Source organism: Bacillus sp. JJ675 (assembly GCF_036963165.1).
GTDB classification, from domain to species: Bacteria; Bacillota; Bacilli; order Bacillales; family Bacillaceae; genus Bacillus; species Bacillus glycinifermentans.
The window spans coordinates 1-22,877 of record NZ_JBALMR010000038.1 but is presented as its reverse complement, the minus strand read 5'-3'; the positions used below and the strand labels follow the sequence as shown (position 1 = coordinate 22,877).

At 46.5% G+C, this 22,877-nt stretch carries 22 protein-coding genes; 7 read left to right on the top strand and 15 right to left on the bottom strand.

What is annotated here, in order from left to right; translation table 11 throughout:
* Window positions 1–60 precede the first annotated feature (60 nt).
* The 5 genes from V7126_RS10600 to V7126_RS10580 form a co-directional block, all read right to left on the bottom strand.
* On the bottom strand, window positions 61–363 hold the full coding sequence (locus V7126_RS10600; RefSeq protein WP_046130623.1) for a hypothetical protein: 303 nt from the start codon (window positions 361–363) through the stop codon (window positions 61–63).
* A 15-nt stretch (window positions 364–378) separates the two neighbouring features.
* Entirely contained in the window at window positions 379–1,818 is a 1,440-nt protein-coding gene (locus V7126_RS10595) for a sucrose-6-phosphate hydrolase (RefSeq protein ID WP_175076559.1), read from the bottom strand.
* A 16-nt stretch (window positions 1,819–1,834) separates the two neighbouring features.
* The gene (locus tag V7126_RS10590) at window positions 1,835–3,217 is read right to left on the bottom strand and encodes a sucrose-specific PTS transporter subunit IIBC (RefSeq protein ID WP_175076506.1); all 1,383 of its coding nucleotides are present in this window, start codon (window positions 3,215–3,217) and stop codon (window positions 1,835–1,837) included.
* A gap of 249 nt (window positions 3,218–3,466) precedes the next feature.
* Window positions 3,467–4,297, bottom strand: a complete 831-nt coding sequence (locus V7126_RS10585) for a PRD domain-containing protein (protein WP_046130625.1) — start codon at window positions 4,295–4,297, stop codon at window positions 3,467–3,469.
* Between the two features lie 42 nt (window positions 4,298–4,339).
* Complete coding sequence (locus tag V7126_RS10580) at window positions 4,340–4,627, bottom strand: hypothetical protein (RefSeq protein ID WP_175076507.1); 288 nt, start codon at window positions 4,625–4,627, stop codon at window positions 4,340–4,342.
* A gap of 460 nt (window positions 4,628–5,087) precedes the next feature.
* Between V7126_RS10580 and V7126_RS10575 the strand changes: the two genes are divergently transcribed.
* Window positions 5,088–7,508 carry a S8 family serine peptidase gene (locus tag V7126_RS10575; protein WP_335497575.1) on the top strand — a complete coding sequence of 807 codons (2,421 nt, stop codon included), beginning with the start codon at window positions 5,088–5,090 and terminating at the stop codon, window positions 7,506–7,508.
* A gap of 134 nt (window positions 7,509–7,642) precedes the next feature.
* Window positions 7,643–7,891 (top strand): hypothetical protein, encoded by a 249-nt coding sequence (locus V7126_RS10570; RefSeq protein WP_046130628.1) that lies wholly within the window; start codon window positions 7,643–7,645, stop codon window positions 7,889–7,891.
* A 2-nt stretch (window positions 7,892–7,893) separates the two neighbouring features.
* Here V7126_RS10570 and V7126_RS10565 read toward each other — a convergent pair whose 3' ends face one another.
* Window positions 7,894–8,895 (bottom strand): LLM class flavin-dependent oxidoreductase, encoded by a 1,002-nt coding sequence (locus tag V7126_RS10565; protein WP_175076509.1) that lies wholly within the window; start codon window positions 8,893–8,895, stop codon window positions 7,894–7,896.
* Window positions 8,896–8,975: 80 nt separating this feature from the next.
* Between V7126_RS10565 and V7126_RS10560 the strand changes: the two genes are divergently transcribed.
* Entirely contained in the window at window positions 8,976–9,119 is a 144-nt protein-coding gene (locus tag V7126_RS10560; protein WP_175076510.1) for a hypothetical protein, read from the top strand.
* An 81-nt stretch (window positions 9,120–9,200) separates the two neighbouring features.
* Here V7126_RS10560 and nfsA read toward each other — a convergent pair whose 3' ends face one another.
* Window positions 9,201–9,950: an oxygen-insensitive NADPH nitroreductase gene (gene nfsA / locus V7126_RS10555; protein ID WP_175076511.1), complete on the bottom strand. Its 750-nt coding sequence runs from the start codon at window positions 9,948–9,950 to the stop codon at window positions 9,201–9,203.
* A 130-nt stretch (window positions 9,951–10,080) separates the two neighbouring features.
* On the opposite strand from nfsA, the gene V7126_RS10550 reads away from it, so the two are divergent.
* Window positions 10,081–11,262: a M20 metallopeptidase family protein gene (locus V7126_RS10550; protein ID WP_175076512.1), complete on the top strand. Its 1,182-nt coding sequence runs from the start codon at window positions 10,081–10,083 to the stop codon at window positions 11,260–11,262.
* Between the two features lie 33 nt (window positions 11,263–11,295).
* On the opposite strand, the gene V7126_RS10545 is transcribed toward V7126_RS10550, so the two are convergent.
* Complete coding sequence (locus tag V7126_RS10545) at window positions 11,296–12,465, bottom strand: FtsW/RodA/SpoVE family cell cycle protein (protein ID WP_046130632.1); 1,170 nt, start codon at window positions 12,463–12,465, stop codon at window positions 11,296–11,298.
* A gap of 133 nt (window positions 12,466–12,598) precedes the next feature.
* Window positions 12,599–13,783: an FtsW/RodA/SpoVE family cell cycle protein gene (locus V7126_RS10540; RefSeq protein ID WP_046130633.1), complete on the bottom strand. Its 1,185-nt coding sequence runs from the start codon at window positions 13,781–13,783 to the stop codon at window positions 12,599–12,601.
* A gap of 275 nt (window positions 13,784–14,058) precedes the next feature.
* Here V7126_RS10540 and V7126_RS10535 point away from each other — a divergent pair, with 275 nt between their 5' ends.
* Window positions 14,059–15,414, top strand: coding sequence for a YjiH family protein (locus V7126_RS10535; RefSeq protein ID WP_046130634.1), 1,356 nt, complete (start codon window positions 14,059–14,061; stop codon window positions 15,412–15,414).
* A 234-nt stretch (window positions 15,415–15,648) separates the two neighbouring features.
* Complete coding sequence (locus V7126_RS10530; protein ID WP_046130635.1) at window positions 15,649–15,909, top strand: spore morphogenesis/germination protein YwcE; 261 nt, start codon at window positions 15,649–15,651, stop codon at window positions 15,907–15,909.
* A 61-nt stretch (window positions 15,910–15,970) separates the two neighbouring features.
* Here the strand turns inward: V7126_RS10530 and V7126_RS10525 are convergent, their stop codons facing one another.
* Window positions 15,971–16,507, bottom strand: coding sequence for an ATP-binding cassette domain-containing protein (locus V7126_RS10525; RefSeq protein WP_046130636.1), 537 nt, complete (start codon window positions 16,505–16,507; stop codon window positions 15,971–15,973).
* On the opposite strand from V7126_RS10525, the gene V7126_RS24080 reads away from it, so the two are divergent.
* On the top strand, window positions 16,500–16,613 hold the full coding sequence (locus V7126_RS24080; protein ID WP_425531895.1) for a lariocidin family lasso peptide: 114 nt from the start codon (window positions 16,500–16,502) through the stop codon (window positions 16,611–16,613). The genes V7126_RS10525 and V7126_RS24080 overlap by 8 nt on opposite strands.
* Window positions 16,614–16,835: 222 nt before the next feature.
* Here the strand turns inward: V7126_RS24080 and qoxD are convergent, their stop codons facing one another.
* The 5 genes from qoxD to galE form a co-directional block, all read right to left on the bottom strand.
* Window positions 16,836–17,204 (bottom strand): cytochrome aa3 quinol oxidase subunit IV, encoded by a 369-nt coding sequence (qoxD, locus tag V7126_RS10520; protein ID WP_046130637.1) that lies wholly within the window; start codon window positions 17,202–17,204, stop codon window positions 16,836–16,838.
* Window positions 17,204–17,818 carry a cytochrome aa3 quinol oxidase subunit III gene (gene qoxC / locus V7126_RS10515; RefSeq protein WP_046130638.1) on the bottom strand — a complete coding sequence of 205 codons (615 nt, stop codon included), beginning with the start codon at window positions 17,816–17,818 and terminating at the stop codon, window positions 17,204–17,206. Before qoxC ends, qoxD begins: the two co-directional genes overlap by 1 nt.
* Before the next feature lie 14 nt (window positions 17,819–17,832).
* Entirely contained in the window at window positions 17,833–19,782 is a 1,950-nt protein-coding gene (gene qoxB / locus V7126_RS10510; protein ID WP_046130639.1) for a cytochrome aa3 quinol oxidase subunit I, read from the bottom strand.
* A gap of 17 nt (window positions 19,783–19,799) precedes the next feature.
* Window positions 19,800–20,777, bottom strand: a complete 978-nt coding sequence (gene qoxA, locus V7126_RS10505) for a cytochrome aa3 quinol oxidase subunit II (RefSeq protein WP_099047130.1) — start codon at window positions 20,775–20,777, stop codon at window positions 19,800–19,802.
* 465 nt (window positions 20,778–21,242) lie between these two features.
* Window positions 21,243–22,235: a UDP-glucose 4-epimerase GalE gene (galE, locus tag V7126_RS10500; protein ID WP_175076513.1), complete on the bottom strand. Its 993-nt coding sequence runs from the start codon at window positions 22,233–22,235 to the stop codon at window positions 21,243–21,245.
* Between the last annotated feature and the right edge of the window lie 642 nt (window positions 22,236–22,877).

Sequence of the window (22,877 nt, the reverse complement as noted above, 5' to 3'; positions counted from 1 at the left end):
AGCTGTCTACTTGACAGGGATCACTCCATTAAAGGGGTTCTTTCATTCTTGACGGAAGGATTACCCGTCCTGATTCGCGCTTATATTTCTTGCCGATGATTTTAAAAAAGCTTCGATCGATTCTACAAAAAGGGCATATTCTTTCATTTGTTCGTACGTGCCTGAAAGGCTCTCTTTTATCTTTTCCATTGGAATGGTTTGTTCGTCAATATCACGGATCAGCTTCCTTACTTGCAGGAGCAATTCGTTGTATTCTTCCCTCGTATCCTCAATATGCTCTGCTATTTCTTTCAAATGCGATGCTGTCAATCGTTTTTCCAAAGAAACAACCCCTTTGCACTGCACAATATCTAAAAAAAGCATATCATAAAGGGATTTTCAAGCCAATGTCCAAGATGTCACATCCGCATTGATCTCTTTTCTGGCGGAGATCGACACAGGATTATTTCCCGGGTAAGGAAAATATCGCGCTGTAAACACTTCCTCTCCGCCGTTGACGAAAATTTCTATAGAAGACGAGTCCAAAAAGATGTTTACATCTTTAAGCCTCTCAACCCGGCAGTGTCTTGCTTCCGTTCTTTCATCAACATAGCTGTTCCTTTCTAAAGTCAAGAGACCGTCCGTTTTGCTGTAAATCAGGCGGGCCGCTCCTCTGAAGGATATCTCAAACCCTTCTTCTACATGCTGCGGAATCAGCAAAATCTCCGCTTTTTCAGGTTGGTTTACATCGAGCATTTCAGTATCCTGCTTGAGAGAAATGTGAGCGTTTTTTTCGTTTTGACGCAGGGTTCGCAGCTCCTGAACCGGCTTTTGAACCAGCCGGTTGTTTTTCAGCGATAATTCCCTCGGCAATGTCATACAATGCACCCATTCATTCGGAATCGTCGGCTGGCTTTGTTCGTCCTGATCGGGAACCCCCATCCAGCCTATTAAAATCCGCCTGCCTGATTCATCCTGTGTCGTCTGCGGCGCATAAAAATCAAAGCCGCGGTCAAGCTCTTCAAAATCGCCGTGCCTAAACGCCGGTTTCCGCTCATCTATTTCCCCGACGAAATATCCCGACTGATATACATTTTGACAGCGGAAGCCTTCCGCTTTTAATCCTTGCGGGCAGACGATCAGTATATCCTTTCCATCGAGTGTGATCATATCCGGGCATTCCCACATATACCCGAACTCGCCGAGCTGATCTGTATTAGAGCCGGTCAAGTCGCCGAGAAACGACCATTCCGTCAAGTTTTGGGAAGTAAACAGCACCGCCCTTCCTTCAAGCCGCTCTGTCTGTGCGCCGAGCACCATGTACCAGCGCCCGTCTTTTTTCCACACTTTCGGATCGCGGAAATGTGCCGTATATCCTTCGGGAAGTCTTGCGACGACTCCCCGTTTTTCAAATGAAATGCCGTCTTTTGAGACAGCAAGACATTGATAGGTCTCACGGTTTCCTTCCTCATCCCGGACATTCCCTGTATAGAAGACGTGCAGCATGTCATTCTCAGCGATCGCGCTGCCTGAATAGCATCCGTTTCGGTCATACCAATCGCTTGGCGTAAGGGCGATCTCTTCGTGTCGCCAGCGGACAAGGTCCCTGGAAGAATAATGTCCCCAGCATTTGGCGCCATGTCCCGTCTTAAAAGGCATCCACTGATAAAAAAGGTGGTATGTGCCTTTCCATTGAATGAAACCGTTTGGGTCATTCAGCAGTCCGACAGGCGGCATGATGTGATAATGCAGGCGGTATGGATCTTGATTGACAATATCTTCATACTTTGCAACCCGTTTCATGGCTTGTTCGCGAAGTTCCTGGTCACGAAGGTTCATATTTGCCGATCCTCCATCAGTTCTTTTTTTCATCTTCATTGATCCCTAAGAAATAAGCTGTGATAAATGCAGTGACGACAGCAATGCCCATTCCGATTAAATAGTTGACAATATTCGCCGTTCCAAACGGTGCGGCGATCGCGATCATCGGGATTCCCGTCAAGCCGTAGGCGTTTGCCGCAACGTTTGTGAAGACGACATATGCTCCGCCGAGCGCCCCGCCCGCCATCGCGCCGATGAACGGCTTGCGGTAGCGAAGGTTGACTCCGAAAATGACCGGTTCGGTAATGCCAAGGAATGCAGAGAAAGCAGCCGGCAACGCAATTTCTCTTGTCTTCGCCCGTTTTGCCAGGAAGAAGACGGCAAGCCCTGCACCGCCTTGGGCGACATTCGCCATCGACCAGATCGGCAGCAGGTAGTTTCGGCCGATATCGGCGATGAGGCCGGCCTCAATCGCATGAAAGCTGTGATGAACGCCGGTAAGAACGATAAGGGAATATGTCCCGCCGAAAATCAATCCCGCAACAGGTCCAGCATGATCGTACACGAAGGTCAAAACATTCGTAATTCCCGAACCGAGTCCTCTTCCCAGCGGCCCGATCGCAATAAAAGCGATAAATCCAGTTAAAATGATCGTCAAAAACGGTGTTACCAAAAGGTCAATCGCATTAGGGACAAGCTTTCTTGTCCACTTCTCAATTTTACTCATGAGATAAACTGCCAAGAGAATCGGAATCACTGTTCCCTGGTAGCCCAGCATCTCAATTGGTATACCGAAAAAGTGCAATACTTCCGGCTTTGCTTCAGCAAGTCCCCATGGATTGAGGAGGCTTGGATGAATCAAAATCCCCCCGATGACAGCCCCCAAATACGGATTTCCGCCAAATTCCTTCGCCGCGCTGACACCGATCAAAATCGGCAGAATGATAAATGCAGCACTTGAAAACATGTCAAGCAGCTTAAAAAGCGCCGAATCCGGGCTGCCCCATTGAAACGCTTTCATCATTCCCAAAAGACCCATCAATAAACCGCTTGCAACAATGGCCGGAATGATCGGCACAAAAATATTTGACAGCGTTTTCGCGAATCGGGCTACAGGGTTCATGTTTTGCTTTGCAGCTTCATTATGCTGAACCGTCTCTTTTTGATCAAGCTGAAGCGCTTTTGCAAATTGCTCGTAGACTTTATTGACAAGCCCCGTTCCAAAAATAATCTGGTATTGGCCTGAACTGGAAAAGGCTCCCTTTACGCCGTCAAGCTCTTCTATCTTTTCCTGATCGATTTTTTCCTGGTCTTTCATGACCAAGCGCAGTCTTGTCGCACAATGAGCCGCGCTGATGATATTGTCTTCCCCGCCGAGCAGCTCGATGAGGCGTTCGGCAATTTCTTTGTGATTCATGATGACTCCTCCTTTTTGTTTTAAAAAAAGCAGAAAAGACCTAAAATTCGCCAACGAATAGAGGACATATTCTTCCCCACTCATGTAAGCAAATTTTAGGTCTTGCCTGCTTTACCAGTCACAATCCCCGGTATTTATTTTTGATACGCTTTCATTTTATTATGTGACAGCGCTTTCGTCAATTGTTTTTTTAAAAAATATAGGAAAATTGAACGAAAAAAAGCCTGATTGCACGAACATCAGGCGGTATCACATACGGGAATCTTGTAAACGCTGGACATGCAGCGTAATGTAGCCGACCTCCGATTCCGGGAGATCAAGATCATATTCGGTTTTTACGTAATCCGCCAGCCCTGCCGCACACCGGTAGCTTTCAGGATACTTCTTCCGGATGAAATAAAGCATGTCATCGTCCATCACGTGAAATGCCTCATTTGATTCCAGCCGATTGACCGCATACCTTAAATGCGTGACAAGACGCTGATAGGAAATGCTGTCTTCATCAATCGTCCGATTGAAGCAGCATTCGATTTTTTCAATCATTTCTTTGATGATCGTCGTGTATTTAATCGTCTTCTGCATGTTTTCCGCATCCATTTTTGCGGTATGAATATGCAGCGCGATATAACCCGCTTCATCATCAGGCAAATCGACACCGAGCCTCTCTTTTACGAAGCCGATCGCCCAGAGTCCGATCTCATATTCTTTTTTATAAAGCGCTTTGATTTCATTTAATAATTTATTTTGAATTACGAATCCTTTGCGGATTCGTTCAATGGCAAATGATAAATGATCCACAAGGGAGATGTGGACATGATCGCTCAGCGGTGCGGACAGCTGCCCTTCCGCATAGCTGATAATCTCTTCGGCAGCTTCAATATGTTCTTCCGGAAGCGTTTCGAGGATTTGTTTGAATTTCTCGTTTTCTTCATGAATGGTAAAAATTTTCTCCACCTTTTGTGCTGAAATGGTGTCATTTTTACCTTTTTGAAAAGCGATTCCCGGGCCCATGACAATCTTTTCCTGACCATCCTCCTTTATTATTGCTGCATTGTTGTTCAACACTTTATAGATTTTCAAGGCTGTCACCCACTTCCCGTTATGAGTGGGATTTTACCTTGTTTATGTGATGATGTAAAGTTCAGGTCCTGCTCTCACCCGTCTTGACGTTTTTTTGCACACATCAGGGCCCCTTTCTTTCATGGCATCTGCCGGCAATACCCGCCTGTATTCCAGCATGAGCTCCCCATTCCTTTCCGGTTGCTTGGCAACCCCTCCGGAATACACCGCTCTTTGCTCATATGTACGCCCGGCTTCCTTGAGCATCTTCTCCAGACTCCCGCGTACGGGCATCACCCAGCCCAGAAGTACGGTAATCCACATTTTTAAAAAAGAAATCATACCCTTCACACCAATCCCTCCAATTTTTTAAAACTAGCAACTCTATGAAAACTCCTGACACTATCTTATCCCGCCAAAATGAAAATGTTTGTCACAATGTGAGTGAAAAAAGATACTAGTTTTTAGAAGTTTTGTTGAAAACTGAAGGAATCGGCTTGAAAAGATCGCACACAGCCGTTTTAAACTTATTCACACGTTATCCTAAGGATAAACACAGATTACCCACAATACATATCCACATATCCACATGATTATTCAACATTTAGTACAAGAACAAATATTCCCCACTATATCTATACACAAGTTTATTAACATATACACAATAAAATGTGAATAAACACGAATAGCCATTCACCAATTCATTGAATCTCTGAAAATCATTTCTATATAAAGAAGGATTTCGGTAAAAATGAGAGAATTTTTAAAAAGTTCGAAACTCTAAACATCGTAAACAAAGGGGGAAAACGTGTTGAAAAAAAGGGTTATCCGCTATTCCATTTTTGCTTTCATTCTATTTTTCACTCTATCTGCTTTCCTCACCGGAGTTCAGGCAAAAACGGCATCTGTGAAAGCATCTCCTGAACTGGAGAAAGCCGAGATTTTCGGAGATATTGACGTGACATCTGACAAACAGACAACCGTCATCGTTGAATTGAAAGAAAAATCGCTGGCTGAAGCAAAGGCCGAAGGGGAAAAACAAACAAGGGCCTCCTTAAAAACGGCGCGCAGCAAAGCGAAAGACAAAGCTTTTAAAACGATCAAAAAAGCAAAGATCAAACGCGAATATGACAGGGTTTTTTCCGGGTTTTCTATGAAGCTGCCCGCCAGTGAGATTCCAAAGCTTCTGTCCGTCAAAGAGGTGAAAGCCGTTTATCCTAACGTGACCTATAAACCGGACAATATCAAGAGCAAAAATGTAACGCTGGCCGCTGACGAGATTTATCCACAGATGGATAAAAGCGCGCCGTTCATCGGCGCGGATCAAGCATGGAAATCGGGATACACCGGGAAAGGCATTAAAGTTGCCGTCATCGACACCGGCGTTGATTATACACATCCTGACCTGAAGAAAAATTTCGGTCCTTACAAAGGCTATGACTTTGTGGATAATGATTACGATCCGCAGGAAACGCCGGCAGGGGATCCCCGCGGAGAAGCAACTGACCATGGTACTCACGTTGCCGGTACAATCGCCGCCAACGGACAAATCAAGGGTGTGGCGCCTGAAGCTACCCTCCTTGCTTATCGCGTGCTCGGCCCCGGCGGTTCCGGAACGACCGAAAACGTGATTGCAGGAATCGAAAAAGCCGTCGCCGACGGAGCGAAAGTTATGAACCTTTCCTTGGGGAATTCGCTGAACAGCCCCGATTATGCAACGAGCATTGCGCTTGACTGGGCGATGTCCGAAGGCGTAACCGCCGTTACATCAAACGGCAACAGCGGACCGGACAACTGGACCGTCGGATCGCCTGGAACCTCGCGGGAAGCGATTTCCGTAGGCGCCTCCCAGCTTCCTTACAACGAATATGCTGTGAAATTTTCTTCGTATTCCACGGCTAGGCTGATGGGATACGATGAAGAAAAAGACGTACAGGCGCTGAACAACAAAGAGGTTGAGCTTGTTGATGCAGGACTTGGACAAGCTGACGATTTTTCAGGGAAGGATCTGAAAGGCAAGGTTGCGGTAATCCAAAGAGGGGCTATTCCGTTTGTGGATAAAGCGGAAAATGCGAAAAAAGCCGGAGCGATCGGAGCCGTTGTCTACAATAATGCGGCCGGCGAAATCGAAGCCAATGTAATCGGCATGGCCGTTCCGACGATCAAGCTGTCGAAGGAAGAAGGGGAAAGCCTCGTTCAGCAGATAAAGGCCGGTAAGCACTCGGCGGCCTTCTCGTTTACATTGGCAAAAGAGCTTGGTGAAACGATTGCATCCTTCTCATCCAGAGGACCTGTCATGGATACTTGGATGATCAAGCCGGATGTCGCGGCGCCTGGCGTCAATATCGTCAGCACGGTTCCTACGCACGATCCGCAGCATCCGCACGGCTACGCGTCCATGCAGGGAACAAGCATGGCTTCGCCTCATGTGGCCGGAACGGCTGCGATTCTAAAGCAGGCCAAGCCGGACTGGACGCCTGAGCAAATCAAAGCCGTTCTCATGAATACTGCGGCAAAATTAACGGATGAAAACGGAAAGCTCTATCCTCACAACACTCAAGGGGCGGGCAGCATCCGGATCATGGACGCCCTCAAGGCTTCTTCAATCGTGGCGCCGGGCAGCCATTCCTATGGAACATTCATGAAGGACAAAGGAAAGCAAACAAAAAAACAGACGATTACGATCGAAAACCTTTCATCATACAGAAAGGCCTACCAGCTTGACTATTCTTTTAAAGGGCAGGGCATTTCCGTCAAAGGCACGAAGCAGGTCACAATCCCAGCACACAAAACAGGAAAAGCCGTTGCAAAAGTAACCGTCAACTCGGCCAAAACAAAAGCGGGGACTTATGAAGGCACCGTCACCGTCCGCGAGGGAGGCCAGAAAGTTGCCGAAATCCCAACCTTGTTAATCGTGAAAGAGCCCGACTACCCGCGCGTGACATCGGTAACCGTTGAAACGGGCGCAAAGCAGGGAACATATACGGTTGAAGCCTATTTGCCGGGCGGAGCGGAAGAGCTTGCATTTCTCGTTTATGACAAGAACCTTGAGTTTATCGGTCAGGCCGGCGTCTATAAAAATCAGGGGAAAGGCTATCAGTCCTACGGGTGGAACGGCAAAATCAACAATTCAGCCTCACTTGAACCTGGTGAGTACTACATGCTCGCTTATGCCGTTTCAAAGGGGAAATCGAGCTACGTCCTGACGGAGGAACCGTTTATCGTCGAATAATGACAAGCCTTGTTGAGAATCACTCAACAAGGCTTTTTTATGTTAAAATACGGATAACAAAAATTTCCTCGCGTTCACGGGAGAACTTCTTCTCTTCAAAAACGTGAAAAAAGCGACCGGAGGACTGCGTATACATGATTTCATTTCTCGTATTGTTCAGCTTATCCTTCATGGCTGTCTGCTTTATCTTTTTCACGGTTTTGTATGCCGCAGTCAATCTGCAGCAAAAGCAAGCGAATCCGTTTCAGAAAGCGGCGGAGCAAACGGTTGACACCGTCCTCCTTTTGCCGCTCAGCTGGCTGTTTACAGCCGCTTATACCACCGGCCTCTTCTTCCTGATCCCCGTCCGCTTTATGTTAACGATCTTCCAGAGAAAACGGTAAATTCAGTTTTGAAACGCTTCAGCCAAAAGGCGGTATGAATTCAGTTTATCCCGGAAATCGTGCGTGATCGTCACCGCCATGATTTCATCGGCTCCGTATGCGCCGGCCAGGGCAAGCAGCTGTTGTTTCACCTGCTCTTTTGTGCCGATTACCATACGCTTGCGGTTTTCCTCGACTCTCTTCTTCTCATAAGGCGAATATTGATACGATAAAGCCGTTTCCAAGGACGGAAAACCGTCTGTCACCATACCCTGTTCATTCGCCAATAATGAAAAATCAAGGCTTTTGGCAAGGCGTTCCGCCGCGTCTTCCGTCTCCGCACAAATGACGAACACGGCGACGGTCACCTTCGGCCGGTCTCCCAATACTGAAGGCTTGAACCTTTCTTTATAAAGCCTGACAGCGTCTTCACCGCCTTCGCCGTTAATAAAAAGGGCAAAGGTATAAGAAGCGCCGACTTGCGCGGCTAGCCTCGCGCTTTCTCCTGACGACCCAAGCATCCATACCTCAGGAGCCGAGCCGACATTCGGAGATGCGGTTAAATTGGGAAAGCGGTGGTGTTCATCAGCTTGATCATGCAGATATGTGACGAGGTCCTGAATCTGCTCCGGATACTTGTCGGTCTTGCGCCTGCCGCCGTCCTGCAAAGCCATCGAAGCGATCGGCATGCCCCCCGGCGCCCGCCCGAGCCCGGCATCAATTCTGCCTGGTGCAAGACCTTCCAGCACCCGAAAGTTCTCAGCGACTTTGTAGGCGCTGTAATGAGGCAGCATGACGCCTCCTGATCCTACGCGAATTTTTGCCGTCTTGGCTGCGATATACCCCATTAAGACTTCCGGGCTTGATCCTGCAAGGTTTCTCGAAAAATGGTGCTCTGATACCCAAAACCTTCTGTATCCGAGCTTTTCAGCCATTTGCGCAAGCTCCACCGTCTGCTGCAAAGCCGCTTCAGGCGTGCTCCCTTCGGAAACGGGCGACTGATCCAATATACTTAGCGATATCATGTTGTTTCACCCCGGTTTACTTTTTTGACGCAAAAAGAAATAATAGTATCTAAGCAAACATCAAAGGAGCATAAGGATTGATGAATGAAAAAGAGCCCATACAAAAAACGGACGCGCCACATGAAGAAGAAAACTTTGCAAAAGGCTGTTTATTCGGAATCCTTTTCAGTCTTCCGATTTGGCTAATTGTTTACCTTCTGATCAAGCATTTCATCATCAAGTAGAGACAAGGCACGCGTTAAGGCCGCCGACACGATCGGCAGCCTTTTGCTTTGGAAGCGGGGATTTTTGCCGCCCCCTCCACTTTATCTTTTATTAAACCCTTTTTCTTTCACAAACCGATTCATGTACGCTCGTTTCGGCTCTTTGAGGTTTTGGGTGATCTGCTCTGTCCACTTGTCGTTCCGCTTGCCGTTCGTCCTGTTTTCATAATAGCTTGAAATGGTTTCATCATATGCGGTCAGATGCTTTTGAAAATCGCGTTCATCCAGATTGTAGGTATTTTCATGATAGATATGTTCAAGCGGCAGCCTTGGCTTTTTCGAAGACGGATTGGCCGGGTGGCCGACGACAAAGCCAAACAGCGGAAGCACGTATTCAGGCGTTTTCAATATCTCCGCGACTTTATCCAGGTCGTTTCGAATTCCGCCGATATAGCAGATGCCAAGCCCCATCGATTCCGCCGCAATCGCCATGTTCTGGGCGGCAAGAGCCGCGTCAATGACGCTGACCATAAATGTCTCCGTTCCTTCCAGAGATTCCTTGATGTCCTCTCCTTTATTCCTGGCGATTTTGTCATGCCGGTAAAGGTCCGCGCAAAAAACAAACAGATGGCCGTTTTTCTCGACATACGGCTGATTCCCGGCCAATGCTGCGAGTTCCCGTTTTTTGCTTTGATCGGTTACGCCGATGATCGAGTACGCCTGAATATAGCTTGAAGTCGATGCGCTTTGGGCGCTTTCCACAAGAACGCGGATTTCTTCTTCCGTCAGGCGCTGATCTGTAAAAGACCTGATCGAACGGTGATGTAATATCGTTTCAATCGTTTTATTCATCTTTAGACCTCCTCTTTGTCTTTATCATATCCAACATCTGCATATCTCTAAAGCAAAACGTCTTGAAAAAGTGTTCAATTCCGTATGTTAAAATGATAGAATCATTTTAATATTTTGATCGGAAAGGAAGATGACGGTGGAGTCCTTAATAAATAAATTAGATGAATTATATCCGGAAATGGTCGAGCTCAGGAGGCATTTTCACCAATATCCAGAGCTGTCCCATCAAGAAGTCAACACACCGCTGACCATTGCAAAATATTTGGAGAGCCTCGGCGTCGAAGTTAGGACAAATGTCGGCGGCCAAGGGGTCGTCGGCATCATCAAAGGGGGCCGTCAGGGGAAAACGGTCGCCCTCAGAGCCGACTTTGACGCGCTTCCTTTACAGGATCAAAAAGATGTGCCGTATCGGTCAACCGTCCCCGGCGTCATGCACGCCTGCGGCCATGACGCGCATACCTCGGCGCTTCTGGTCGCCGCAAAAGCACTGAGCAGGCATCAAAAGGATTTGAAAGGAAACGTCGTCCTGATCCACCAGTTTGGAGAAGAGGTCACACCGGGCGGGGCAAAGCCGATGATCGAGGACGGCTGTCTTGACGGGGTGGATGCCATCTTCGGCACCCACATTTGGGCTCCAATGCCGGTCGGGCAGGTCGGGGTAAAGGCCGGCGCCATGATGGCCGCGGCGGACAAATTTAAAATCACGATTACGGGCCGCGGCGGTCACGGAGGCGCGCCTCACCTGACGGCAGACGCCTTGCTGACGGGAGCTTCCGTCGTCAGTCACCTTCAGCAAATCGTAAGCCGCAGAGTCGATCCGACGGAAGCGGCCGTCATTTCAATCGGGACATTCCATTCCGGCCAGGCTTTCAACGTCATCGCCGAAGAGGCGGTTATCGAAGGAACGGTCCGCACCTTTTCGAAGCAGGTTCAGGAGACGATCATCACCGAGATGGAGCGTGTCATCAAAGGCGTTTGCGACAGCAATGGAGCGTCTTTCAGCCTCGACTATGAAAAGGGCTATCCGCCCGTCATCAACCATGAGAAGGAAACCGCTATCGTTCGGAAATGCGCAAATCAGATCGTTGGCGAAGAAGCCGTCATCGAGCTTGCGCCCAATATGATCGGCGAAGATTTTTCCTATTATCTTGAGCGCGTCCCGGGATCGTTCTTTTTTACCGGAGCGGGAAATGAACGTACGGGAGCCGTCTATCCGCACCATCATCCCAAATTTGACATCGATGAGGAAGGAATGCTGAATGCCGCGAAGATCCTCGTGTCGTCGGCTCTGGAGTTTTTGGAACAACATTAAAAGACAGCCCGTGGAGGCTGTCTTTTTTTCCGCTTATTTAAACATGTAGCCTTGATATTTTGTCAGCTGGCAGCTCGCATTGTATACGATCGCATAGCCGATGAGCGCGGACAAAACCGAGCTTCCCCCGTAGCTGACAAACAGCAAAGGAACGCCTGTAACCGGCATCAGGCCGATGTTCATGCCGATGTTCTGGAACGCATGAATGACGATCAAAGCCGTATAGCCCACACAGAAATACGACGCAAACCTGCTGTACGGATGAATTCTGTCGATTAGCACGACAAGCCGGTAGATTAAGAGGAAGAACATAATGACGATAAACGTGCACCCGATAAAGCCAAAACTCTCTCCGATAACGGCGAAGATAAAATCGGTCTCGCCTTCAGGAACATACACTTTCAAATGATTAATGCCGGTACCGGAAATTTCTCCTGATCCGATCGCCGTCACGGCCTGTTCTGTCTGATACTTATCATTCGCAGACTGCTGGCCCGAATCGACCCATGTCATGACGCGGTTGATCTGGTACGGCTTAATGTGGAGAACTTCTTTGGAAAAATCAGGGAAATTAATGACCAAAAACAACACAAGCAAAACGAGCGTTATGCCCGAACCTGCAATAATGCCGATCAGCTTCCAGTTCACCCCTGACAAAAACACCATCACGGCGACAAAAAACATACAGATGCCCGCTGTACCCGCATCCTGCATCAAAATTAATCCAACCGGCACCGCGGAGTACCCGGCGATCTTCAGCAAAAGGTGAACATCCTCGCGCATGGAGCGGGAACCTTTTGGACTCGCTTTTGAAATGACCGAAGCCAGCATCATGATCAAACCGATTTTCATGAACTCTGAAGGCTGCAAGGTCACTGGGCCCAATTGAAACCAGCTCTTCGCCCCGTTCTTCACAGGTGCAATCGATTCCGGGCTGAATTTTAATACGATCAGCAGCACGATTCCCATTATAAAGACGTATATGCTGAGCTTTTCAATCTGCTCTAAATCAAAATAAAGAAAGCCGGCGATAATGAAAATACCGAGAATATAGAAAATCAATTGTTTCCCGGGATATCCCAATAAAGAAAACGACGGCTGCGCAGCATAAACAGCGACAACGCTGATAATTAAAAACACGCTTAATATAAAAATTAAATCACCCTGGTAATAGGGACTTGTATGATTTTTTCTCTGACTCATAATACCCCGCCTTACTTCTTTTCAAAAACAGCCATCCCTCATTATACATGAATCATGCCGAAGAATATACGGAAAGGGGGCGTTTCCTGACAATCGCTCTGCTTCAATAAAATAACAGCCTGAAAACAGGCCGTTATTTAAACATATATCTTTGGTATTTCGTTAACTGGCAGCTTGCGTTATAGACGATTGCAAAACCGATTAAAGTGGCAAGGACCGAACTTCCTCCGTAGCTGACCAAAAGCAGCGGAACACCCGTCACAGGCATAATGCCGATGTTCATTCCGATGTTTTGAAACGTATGGATAACGATCAAAGCCGTGTAGCCTGCGCAGAAAAATGACGCAAACTTGCTGAACGGGTGTATTCGGTCGATCAGTACGACAAGCCGGTAAATCAGGAAGAAAAACATGATGACGACAAACGTGCAGCCGACAAACCCGAAGCTTTCCCCGATCACTGCGAAAATGAAGTCTGTCTGCGCTTCAGGGACGTAGACGCGAAGGTTGCTTACACCGTTTCCAAACACTTTTCCGGAGCCGATCGCCATTTGCGCTTTATCGACCTGCAATTTATTATCGGCGCTCTGTTGGCTCGGGTTGACCCAGGTCATCACGCGGTTGATTTGATATTTCTCAACCCCGAAGGACTCTGCGACGTTTGGAAATTGAATGATCACATACAGGATCATCGTGACCAAAGCGGCGCCCGAGCAAAAAATGATCGTAATTAATTTCCAGTTCACCCCTGACAGGAACACCATCACGAGGATGACAAACATGACGATCCCCGCTGTTCCCGTATCCTGCTCCAAAATCAAGCCGAAGGGAACGATGGCAATTCCGAAGATCTTTAACAGGAAGATGGCATCCTCTTTTATCGTCCGCTTGCCGTTCGGTCCGTGTTTTGACATAAACGATGCCAGATACATGATCAGGCCGATTTTCATAAATTCGGACGGCTGCAAAGTAAATCCCGGGAGCATGAACCAGCTTTTAGCTCCGTTGATGACCGGAGCAAACCGGTAGCCCCCGATGTATGCAGGACTGAATTTTAATACGATCAGCATGAAGATGCCGAACAGATAAAAATAAAAGCTGAGCTTTTGAAGCTGTTCAAGGTCAAAGTAGAGAAATACAATGATGATAAGCGCCCCAAGCAAATAATAAAGGGACTGTTTCATCGCAAAAGGTTCATTATATTGGTTAAACTGCTGAGCGGCGTAAACCGCCACAATGCTCGTGATAAAAAAAGCAATGAAAGCAAAAATCAAATCCCCCTGGTAAAAGGGATTTGTAATGTTTTTTTTCTGATTCATTCGAAATCCCGCCCTTATTTCTGACACGATGAAATTGTATAGGAAAGGCTTAAACCGACTTCCTCACAAATGATATGACGTACAAACGCACAAAATGTTTCGGATTAATCTCACACAAAATCATTCATTTTTTATTTTAAAGGATGTTTCTTCCTATTGTCGAATTTCAGGGAAGTTATTGATTTCTGTGCTGATTGTATTAAAATGTGTAATGTTGCATAAAATTAAACTTTTATCAGATTTGGAGAATCATAGAGCATAAGGAGTTTTTCTTTTTGGATAAAGCGATTCAAAAGCATCAAAAAGCAGATTTGATCAAATTTTTGGTTCCTTCACTGATCGGAATCATCCTGTTTATGATTCCGATGAAAATCGGGGGAGAGCTGACGATACCGATTGCAGTCTTTTCCAAGGGATTGCAGGGATTGCTACAACAGCAGCTCCCGCTGATCATGATGGTGATCGTTACCGTGACATTCATCATGACGTTTATCGCCAAAACGTTTCAACCGGCATTCATAAAAAAAAGCGATTTTTTCTATAACCTGCTGAATGTGTCGGCATTCTGGTATATCGTCCGTTTTTGCGGAATGGTTTTTGCGATCTTGACGTATTTCAAGATCGGACCTGAGGCCGTATATGCGGACAGCACGGGCGGCACTTTATTGTTCGATCTTCTGCCGGTTCTGTTTTCCGTTTTTTTGTTTGCCGGACTTTTCCTGCCTTTTCTGCTGAATTTCGGGCTGCTGGAATTATGCGGATCATTGACGAAAAAGTTTATGAGACCGGTTTTTAAGCTCCCCGGGCGGTCTTCGATCGACTGCATGGCTTCATGGCTTGGAGACGGAACGATCGGCGTTCTCCTGACGAGCAAACAGTATGAAGAAGGCTTTTATACAAAGCGCGAGGCCGCGATCATCGGTACGACTTTCTCTGTCGTTTCGATTACGTTTTGCCTCGTGATTATTTCGCAAGTAGGCCTTAGCCATCTCTTCGTTCCGTTTTACCTGACTATTTTGCTGGCCGGGGTCGTCGCGGCAGTCGTCAGCCCGCGGATTCCTCCTTTATCAAGGAAGGCCGATACCTACATTACGGACACAGCCGATACAGATCAGGAGACGATTCCGGAAGGCTATACTCCGTTTTCATGGGGAATGAGCCAGGCTGTTGAAAAAGCCAGGCAGAATACGAATGTGAAAGACTTTCTCAAAGAGGGCTCCAAGAACGTTCTTGACATGTGGATGGGCGTTGCCCCCGTCGTGATGGCGCTCGGAACAGCGGCGCTCATCGTGGCCCAGTACACGCCGATCTTCAAATGGCTCGGCGTCCCGTTCATCCCGCTGCTTGAACTGCTGCAGGTTCCGGAGGCGGCTGCGGCCTCACAGACGCTCGTCGTCGGTTTTGCCGACATGTTTCTTCCGTCCGTACTGGGAAGCGGAATCGAAAGCGAGATGACGCGGTTTATTATCGCCTGTCTATCTGTCACCCAATTGATCTATATGTCTGAAGTCGGCGGCCTCTTGCTGGGCTCCAAGATTCCGGTGACGTTCTTCGACTTAATCTTGATCTTTATCGTTCGGACATTGATTACGCTGCCCGTCATCGTCATTTGCGCACACTTTATTTTTTAAAGCGATATAAGCCCTTGGCTTCCGCGCCAAGGGCTTTTTTACCCCATTGCGCCCAGAGAAAATTGGTTCAATAGTTGGAGCGGAAAATGTTTTCCAGTATGTATCATTTTTTTCATAACGTGGTATAATGATTGTAACAGAATGTTCACAAAATATCCTCTAATTAGACACATCTTAAATATCCAACCCGCCATTAATGACAGCGCTATCATTTTTGAAAGGGGCTGAAAACGCATGGATATGTTTTTCGCTTACTTGCTGATTGCAAGCGCCACTCCGTTATTTTTATGGCTGGACAACAAGAAGATCGCACTTTCATCGATCCCGCCTATTATTTTAATGTGGGTATTCTTCTTTTTCTACATGACAAGCAGTCTTTCTCCTGCAGGACACTCTCTCATGATCGCACTCTTTATCATCAACGTCATCATCGCTCATATCGCCGCCTTTTTAATTTATGGACTTCCATTGATCAGAAAAAGGATGAACCGCTAAAAAAGCGCTCACACCATGAAAAAGGCCGGTCTTTGGACCGGCCTTTTCGGGCATTCTCCTTCTAGACATATTTTTCGGCTTGCAAATGATACAATTCGGCATACTTGCCCTGATTGGCCATTAATTCATCGTGCGTCCCGGTCTCTATGACTCTTCCATTTTCTAAAAAGATGATATGGTCGGCAAAACGGGCCGTGCTCAACCTGTGCGAGACAATAATGACGGTTTTTCCTTCCGTCATTCTGCTCAGTTTATCGAATATTTCTTCTTCAATGAATACATCCAATGCAGACGATGGCTCGTCAAATATAAACAGGTCCGCCGATTCATCGCGCATAAAAGCGCGCGATATGGCGACACGCTGCCATTCTCCTCCCGATAAATTTCTCCCGCCGAAAAGTCTGCCGAGCTCTGTATCATAACCGTTTTCAAGCTTATTCAAAAACAGATTGACACCCCCGAACAAAGCGGCTTTTTCTATTTTGGCCAAGTCGTTGCGGGAGGAGACCTCCCCGAGGCCGATATTTAATTTAAGGCTCATCTCATACCGCAAAAAATCCTGAAAAACGGCTGTCGCGTTTGAGCGAAATATGCGCAAATTGGAAGCTGCTCAAGTGAAAAGCTATGGTGCTTTCCTAACAGTTACTCTCTCTAAAAAGAGCAAACCGGGAGATGGCAAATTTGGCCGGGGGAAAAAAGGATAATGACCGACACATGCGGAGAGAGGGCCTTTTTTAGGCCCTCTTTTCTTTGTATCCGCCTGGGTTCGCGGGTGAAAAACATACAGCAAACCGGCTGCAATTATGCACGGAAAAATGACAAAGCCGGCAATTCGGAATCTTCCTTATACCTCCGGCTTTACAGCCGATAAAATAAAAAAGGCCGGGTAAACCCGGCCTCTTTTTTAATCAGTTGAACTTTCTTGTTTATTCGTGTCCGCTATGCTCAGAATGTTTCGCACCCGGAGATCCGCCTTCAGGGTTGTCTCCATGATAGCTGTGAGCAGCGAAAATCCAAATAGAACCAACGACAATGGCAACTGCTATAAAAGCTGCAAATAGCGTGTTCCCGACTTGAATTTTTCCGCTGTCACTTTCAGTCATATGCATGAACATCAAGAGCTGCAGTCCAGCCTGGATGATGGCAAACCCGAAAATAATCCACAGCTTGGCAGCCATGCTTAAATCGGTATAGATCACCCATAGGGCCAATAAGGTCAGCACAATGGACAACACGAACCCGACAATATGCTTCCAAGGAAAGTGGCTGTGTTCAGCCGATTGTTTTGCCGCCATTATACATTCACCAACCCTATCAAATAGACTCCGGTAAAGATGAAGATCCATACCACGTCTAAAAAGTGCCAATATAAGCTAGAAATAAACAGTTTTGTAGAAGTTTGCGGAGTCAGTCCGCGCTTTTTCGTTTGGATTAAAATACCGATAATCCAGAAGATACCGATCGACACGTGTGTTCCGTGCGTTCCCAGCAGGACGAAGAACGCCGACCAGAAAGCACTTGTTGATAAAGTGGCACCTTCATGTACATAATGTGTGAACTCCGTAATCTCGTAGAATACAAAGCCTGCGCCAAGCAGGAGTGTAATGATCATCCAGATCATCACACCTTTTAAGCTTCCGCGACGCATTTCATGCACGGCGATACCGCACGTGAAACTGCTCGTTAACAGCAGGAACGTCATGATTAAAACGAGCTTGGCGTCAAACAGCTCTGCCGGCAATACACCTCCGGCTGTTCTGTTATGAAGAACAGCGTAGGTCGAAAACAGCGTAGAGAATAACGCAATCTCCGCCCCTAAAAAGATCCAAAAGCCGAGGATGTTCAGCCTTCCTGTTTCAGACCGGTATTCCATAGGAGCGTTAGAATTGCCTTGTTCTGCATGTCCCATCATTCACGCCTCCTTTACTTGGCATTCTTTCGTTCAGTCTCTTTTATTTCCTCAACGCTTACGTAATAGCCGTCATCATATTCAAATGAACGAAGAATCATACAGAGGAATACGCCGATAAGGCCGACGACTCCCATCCAATACCATTCAAAGACGAGTCCGAAGCCCGCAAATCCGAAGAATAGGGACATAATAAACGGACGCCCAGAGTTGTTCGGCATATGAATCTTCTTAAATTTGCTTTCAGGGTGAATATCGACTTTGTCCTCTTTCATTTTCCAGAAAGCGTCAAGCGAAGTGACCTCTGGAAGCACCGCAAAGTTGTAGTGCGGCGGAATCGCAGAAGACGTAGCCCATTCAAGCGTACGACCTTGTCCCCAAGCATCTCCGCTTTCCTCCCGTTTTGAATGGCGGAAGCTGTAGAAAATGTTGTAGCAAAGAACGATGAATCCTGCAGCCATCAGCAATGCGCCAAATGTAGCGATCATGTTCAATGCCGTCCAGCCGTCATTTGCTCCATATGTGTAAATACGTCGAGGCATTCCCTGCAATCCTAGGAAATACATCGGGAAGAAGCAGATGTTGAATCCGGTCATAAACAGCCAGAAAAACCATTTTCCGATTCGTTCATTCAGCTTGTGGCCGAACATTTTCGGATACCAGAAGATAAATCCGGCAAAACATGCAAACACAGTACCCGCAATCAACACATAGTGGAAGTGCGATACAAGGAAGTACGTGTTGTGATACTGGTAGTCCGCTGCAGCCATTGCCAGCATAACGCCTGTAACCCCGCCGATAACAAAGTTAGGAATAAATGCAAGCGACCACAGCATAGGCGTTGTAATTTTGATTTTGCCCCGGTGCAACGTCAGCAGCCAGTTAAATATTTTAACCCCTGTCGGCACGGAAATGGCCATCGTCGAAATCGAGAAGAACGAGTTGACTGACGCGCTGTTCCCCATTGTGAAGAAGTGGTGCAGCCATACGACGAAGCTCAGCACGGAAATCGCAATGATAGAATATATCATCGCTTTATAACCGAACAGCTGCTTTCTCGCAAATGTCGCAATGATTTCTGAAAAAATACCGAAAGCAGGCAAGATAACGATGTATACTTCAGGATGCCCCCAAATCCAGAACAGGTTCGCCCAAAGCATCGGCATCCCCCCGTTCTGCAAGGTGAAAAACGCCGTTCCGAATAAACGGTCAAACGACATCAGCGCCAACGCCACCGTCAGTACAGGGAAAGCGAAAATGATGATGACAGAAGTAATCAGCGTCGTCCATGTAAACATCGGCATACGCCAAATCGTCATGCCTTTTGTACGCATTTTTAAAATCGTGACCATGAAGTTAATCCCGGTCAACAGCGTACCGATCCCGGCGATCTGCAATCCGAGCAGATAATAGTTCTGCCCCGGTCCCGGGCTCATTTCATTGCCGGCAAGCGGCATATAAGCGGTCCATCCCGCATTTGGAGACCCTCCGATAACGAAGGAAATATTGAACAGCATCGCTCCGACCATAAAAGTCCAGAAGCTCAAGTTGTTTAAGTATGGAAAAGCAACATCGCGCGCACCGATTTGGAGCGGTACAACAACGTTGATTAATCCGATTAAAAACGGCATCGCCATGAAGATGATCATGATCGTACCGTGAGTTGTAAATACCTCGTTATAGTGGTTTGAGTCTAAAAAATGGTTGTCAGGAAGCGCGAGCTGGGCACGCATCATTAATCCATCGACACCGCCGCGGAAAAACATAATGACTGCAGCGATGATATACATAATCCCCAAGCGTTTATGGTCGACAGTGGTAATCCACTCTTTCCATAGCCATTTCCATTTCTTGAAATATGTTAAAACGAAGACGATTGCAATCGTCGTAAGCAAAATGGAAATCTGTGCTCCAAGGATTAGCGGATCACCTGTGATTATGAATTCGTCCCATTTCAAATGCATGAAAGCTTCCTCCTTTCTTATTGAGAATCCTGGTCTTTAGATTCGTCAGTTTGTTTTTCGTTGTTTTCCGTTTTCACATTTGCAAACGGGTCTGATTTGGAGTGCGGAGATTTCGGCTCCCAGCCTAATCTTTCACGCGCTTTAATAGCATATTCTGCATCGTTTCCGTGATTTACGTATTTAAGGTGTGTCGAAGAAAACGTCAGTTTGTCTGCGTGCCTTGGAAGCATCAGTTCGTCGTACTTGCTCTTCGTCAGCTTCGGCGCAGTTTTTTGAGTTTTTGACACCCATTTATTAAAGTCGCTCTGCTTCATGGCCTTGACGTTGAATGTTTGTTCTGCAAAGCCTTCTCCGGTGAAGTTTGCATTGCGTCCTTGATATGTTCCTACTTTATCCGCCTGGAGATATTGTTCCATATCCATTCCGGCCATCGCATACTTCTGTCCGCCCAGCTGCGGAATCCACAGCGATGCCATTGAATCGGCAGAAGTGATTTTGAACTTAATCGGCCTGTCCGTCGGAATGTTTAAGTAGTTGACAGTTTCGATATTTTGGTCCGGATAGCTGAATACCCATTTCCAATCGACAGAAGTCGCGTAAACAACCAAAGGTTCTTTATCCTTTGACGCTTTAGGGGCCTCTTCCAGAGAGTAAATCGTTCGAACCGTCGGTACAGACAGCGCAATAACAATTAAAATCGGAACCACTGTCCAGACAACTTCTAAAAACGTATTCCCTTCCATTTCAGGACTATACGGAGACTTTCTGTCTTTTCGTTCACGGTACTTTACGATCATGACTGTAAACAGGACAAATACAACCGCAACGATAAACAGCATGAATCCAATAGATAATAGAATAAGATCTCTTTGCTGTGAAGCAACAGGTCCTTTAGGATCTAACACCGCGATTTGACTGCAGCCGCCCATTAAAAAGACAGCAGAAAGCAGCCCAACCATCAAGAGCGGCTTGAGTGCTCTGAACAAGAGGATCACCATCCTTCCTAATGATGTATAAAATTTGGTCAGAATATCGAATACAGCGATTCTGAAAAACTTTTCTTCTACCTTGCTATGCTAACAAAATCTTCACCAATTAGCCTTATTTTTTTAGAAAGTTCACCTTTTTTTCACCCAAATGTCACAAAATCGTCAAATTTACGTTGTATTATTATGATGATCGGAGGATGAAATTGGGAATATGTTAGTTCTTTTTACACAATTAGCAAGCAGAGTGAAACAGACATTTCGGGACAAAAAATCTGTCAAATTTAGGTTTACCACAATAAAAAAGTTTGGTCAATAATTAATTTAACATTGTTAATTTTTTTCTTGGTTAACTTACTTTTCAACTGCTTTTTATATTTCCCCATTTTAGGTGGGTTTAAACTTCTGGCAGCTAATAGAACGTCCACAAAAAAAGAGCTTTTCCTCAATTAAAGAAAAGCTCTTTTTTCCTTCTTATTGCTTTTTGTAGCCTGATGGATGGGCTTTAAACCAGTTCCATGCGCTTTCAATGATGGTTTCCAGGTCGGCGTGCTGCGGCTGCCAGCCCAGCTCCTTCACGGCTTTTTCAGAGGAGGCGATGAGTTGGGCCGGATCTCCGGCACGCCGTTCCGCGATCTCTGCCGGAATCTCATGCCCTGTCACTTGGCGGGCGGTTTCAACGACTTCCTTAACGGAAAAGCCTGTCCCGTTTCCAAGATTATAAACGGCGCTTTCTCCCCCGTTCCGGAGCCTTTCTACGGCAAGAATATGCGCATCAACCAAATCCATGACATGGATGTAGTCTCTGATGCATGTACCGTCAGGGGTCGGATAGTCGTCGCCGAATATCATGATCTTGTCCCGTTTTCCGAGCGCAACTTGGAGAATGATCGGAATCAGATGCGTTTCAGGCTGATGGTCTTCACCGATCAGGCCTTTTACATGAGCCCCGGCAACATTGAAATACCGCAGGACAACATGGCGGATCCCATGTGCTTTTTCTGCCCACTTCAGCATTTTTTCAATCGCAAGCTTTGTCTCTCCGTACGGATTTGTCGGATTTGCCGGATCTGTTTCTACGATCGGAACCCGGTCAGGCTCCCCGTATACCGCGGCAGTTGACGAAAACACGATCTGTTGAACGCCAAACTCCTTCATTACCTTCAATAAGTAAACTGCTCCATACACATTGTTATCGTAATATTTTAAAGGTTCGCTTACACTTTCCCCCACCAGAGAATCCGCGGCGAAATGCATCACAGCTTCAATTGGATGTTCCTGAAATACATTCTTCAGAAATGTTTCATCCCGCAAATCTCCTTTATAAAAAGACGCTCCCGGGAGAGCAGCTTCCTCATGCCCCGTCTGCAGATTATCAATAATGACGACTTCTTCACCCCGGCTTAACAGCTCCGCCACCGCGTGGCTGCCGATGTAGCCTGCTCCTCCGCATACTAAAACTGCCAATCCATTTCTTCCCCTTTCACAGACGCCAAACAGGCATCAAAATGATTTACATTGCGATATGCTCTCGATTGACCCGAAGTTCACGATGCCGCGGGTCAGCCTGCGGCATTCCAAGTGAATCAAGCCATTTCATTTTACCATTTTCCAGCTTTTTCAGCCTGCATTGTCAAAATATTTTCATGAAAGAGAAAGTCCTCTCCTCATTCCCAAAGGTTCGGTTTTTTATTCTTTAAAGCAGATTTTCATGAAGAAAAAATGTCGTTTTCATCTAAAAGCTATACTTTTTTATCTGCATTTGAAAACAATGTTCTTTTTTTCCACTTTGACAAGGGAATTGGTAGTATTTTTGGATTATCCGCCTTTCAGCCGCTCCTTGCGATAAGCAAAAAGCCCTTTATGCCTCCCGGCAGGCTTAGTCTTCTGAATGCCATGCTGCACCTGGGTTCACGGGCCCTTCTTTCGATGTTTCCGCCCCTTATCACCCCCTCTGTTTTTTGAATATTCAAAGCATGGTCGGCTTCTTTTGAGAATATTTTAATAGGGAGAATTAATCATTTTTATTTGAATACTATCCAGTCAGTAATTGTTTGTTTATTATAATAAGTAAGAATCTAAGATTTTTTGGGTTTTTTAGTCATTTAT

What these genes read in the sequence shown, in the direction of transcription:
- V7126_RS10600 (WP_046130623.1), bottom strand. Translation starts at nt 363, where the DNA reads ATGCTTTTTTTAGATATTGTGCAGTGCAAAGGGGTTGTTTCTTTGGAA.
- V7126_RS10595 (WP_175076559.1), bottom strand. Translation starts at nt 1,818, where the DNA reads ATGAACCTTCGTGACCAGGAACTTCGCGAACAAGCCATGAAACGGGTT.
- V7126_RS10590 (WP_175076506.1), bottom strand. Translation starts at nt 3,217, where the DNA reads ATGAATCACAAAGAAATTGCCGAACGCCTCATCGAGCTGCTCGGCGGG.
- V7126_RS10570 (WP_046130628.1), top strand. Translation starts at nt 7,643, where the DNA reads ATGATTTCATTTCTCGTATTGTTCAGCTTATCCTTCATGGCTGTCTGC.
- V7126_RS10565 (WP_175076509.1), bottom strand. Translation starts at nt 8,895, where the DNA reads ATGATATCGCTAAGTATATTGGATCAGTCGCCCGTTTCCGAAGGGAGC.
- V7126_RS10560 (WP_175076510.1), top strand. Translation starts at nt 8,976, where the DNA reads ATGAATGAAAAAGAGCCCATACAAAAAACGGACGCGCCACATGAAGAA.
- nfsA (WP_175076511.1), bottom strand. Translation starts at nt 9,950, where the DNA reads ATGAATAAAACGATTGAAACGATATTACATCACCGTTCGATCAGGTCT.
- V7126_RS10550 (WP_175076512.1), top strand. Translation starts at nt 10,081, where the DNA reads ATGACGGTGGAGTCCTTAATAAATAAATTAGATGAATTATATCCGGAA.
- V7126_RS10545 (WP_046130632.1), bottom strand. Translation starts at nt 12,465, where the DNA reads ATGAGTCAGAGAAAAAATCATACAAGTCCCTATTACCAGGGTGATTTA.
- V7126_RS10540 (WP_046130633.1), bottom strand. Translation starts at nt 13,783, where the DNA reads ATGAATCAGAAAAAAAACATTACAAATCCCTTTTACCAGGGGGATTTG.
- V7126_RS10530 (WP_046130635.1), top strand. Translation starts at nt 15,649, where the DNA reads ATGGATATGTTTTTCGCTTACTTGCTGATTGCAAGCGCCACTCCGTTA.
- V7126_RS24080 (WP_425531895.1), top strand. Translation starts at nt 16,500, where the DNA reads ATGCGCAAATTGGAAGCTGCTCAAGTGAAAAGCTATGGTGCTTTCCTA.
- qoxD (WP_046130637.1), bottom strand. Translation starts at nt 17,204, where the DNA reads ATGGCGGCAAAACAATCGGCTGAACACAGCCACTTTCCTTGGAAGCAT.
- qoxC (WP_046130638.1), bottom strand. Translation starts at nt 17,818, where the DNA reads ATGGGACATGCAGAACAAGGCAATTCTAACGCTCCTATGGAATACCGG.
- qoxB (WP_046130639.1), bottom strand. Translation starts at nt 19,782, where the DNA reads ATGCATTTGAAATGGGACGAATTCATAATCACAGGTGATCCGCTAATC.